We start from the raw sequence: 1,394 nt of genomic DNA, 5'->3' as shown, positions 1-1,394 counted from the left end.
AAGCACTTGCCTCGATTCAGACCCCGCCGGACGCGTTGTACACGCGTCCGACGGGGTCTTGTTGTATCTTGTTGCTGTTCAACCTCTTATGGCCAACGTGTAAAACGGTGCTGTCGAACGCCTGCACAGAGGGCACGGAGGTCACAGAGAGTCGGAACGATGCCTGTGTGACCTGCGAGTCCTCCGTAAGAGACGGGATCAGACGTCCTGCAGGCCGATGCTGAAGGGTGCGGCGTAGCCGTCGGCGGTGCGCGCGGGGGTGAGCAGGAGCTGCGCGCCGCCCTGGCGGAAGATGCCGTCGCCGGAGTTCATGCGCGTGCGGCGGCCGCGGGCGGCGTACGGCGGCCGGGCGTGCACGGCGTCCGTCACGTCCTCATCGAAGAAGAGCTGCGAGGTGAAGTCGAACGCCCGCCCCGACGCGGCGGTCCCGCGGATCTTGAAGTGGATGTGCACCGCGCGCCCGCTGTACCAGCCGGGGTAGATGGTGGTGAAGCCAGCCACCCCGGCCGCGTCGGTGAGCTGGGAGCCGCGCAGCCACTTCTGCCCGGTGGTTTCGAAGCCGGGATCGCGCACGTCGGAGTAGACGCCGAGCGCGTCCGTGTGCCAGACGTCCACCACCGCGTTCGGCAGCGGCGTGCATCGGTTGGCCGACAACCGCGACACGGTGAAGCCCAGCTCCAGCGGCACGCCCGCCTTCACCGCGCCGGTGACGGGATCGGAGCGGATGTCGCGGCGGTTCAGCCGCTCGTCCACGAAGTACGGCCCCTCGGTCAGCTCCGGCCGTGCGACACACATGCCCGGCTGCGCGGCCGTGCGCGCGTCTGCCGTGGCGCCGCACGCGGAGAGGAACGCCATCCCGCCCGCGCCCATCGCCGCGAGCGCCGCCAGCGCCTCGCGCCGGGTCAGCAGCCGCCCCACCGGCGCGTCGTCGTCAATCATCGTCCACCGCCTTCCAGTTTTGACGAGATGGAGATCGGAGTGGGCATGCTGCCACCCGCACGCTCCGAACCCTCTCCCCGAGCTGAGGTCTCCCCCCTTCTCCTGCTGTCGGGAGAAGGGGGGCCGGGGGGGGGATGAGGGCCCGGCGCGAAGCGCCCCCACCGTCGACGGTGGACGAGCCGAATCCCATCCCCAGATCTCCCAATCTCAAGTCCAGTATAACGGTCCGGGCCGGCGCCGGAAGCGCGGCGACGGCCGGATCTCAGACCCAATCCCGTGTCAGCGTTGGTGCGTCCGACCGAATCGTGTGCTGACGCGGTTATAGATCGGTAGTGACTCCCTTTGACATGGACGAATCGAACAGATAGCTTCTCGCGCCTGGGTTTCGCTGGCTTCCCCAAGCCTGGAGAGGGAGATGGCGCGCCAACGCACGAAGCAGAGTGAGCCGTGCCCGC

1 protein-coding gene is annotated in these 1,394 nt (G+C 68.5%); it reads right to left on the bottom strand.

What is annotated here, in order from left to right; all coding sequences use genetic code 11:
• Positions 1 to 198: 198 nt before the first annotated feature.
• The gene (locus VF092_16230; protein HEX6748847.1) at positions 199 to 939 is read right to left on the bottom strand and encodes an intradiol ring-cleavage dioxygenase; all 741 of its coding nucleotides are present in this window, start codon (positions 937 to 939) and stop codon (positions 199 to 201) included.
• Between the last annotated feature and the right edge of the window lie 455 nt (positions 940 to 1,394).

The organism is Longimicrobium sp. (assembly GCA_036377595.1).
Classification (GTDB): domain Bacteria; phylum Gemmatimonadota; class Gemmatimonadetes; order Longimicrobiales; family Longimicrobiaceae; genus Longimicrobium.
The sequence above is the reverse complement of the archived record's forward strand: the minus strand, read 5'-3'. Positions and strand labels throughout refer to the sequence as shown.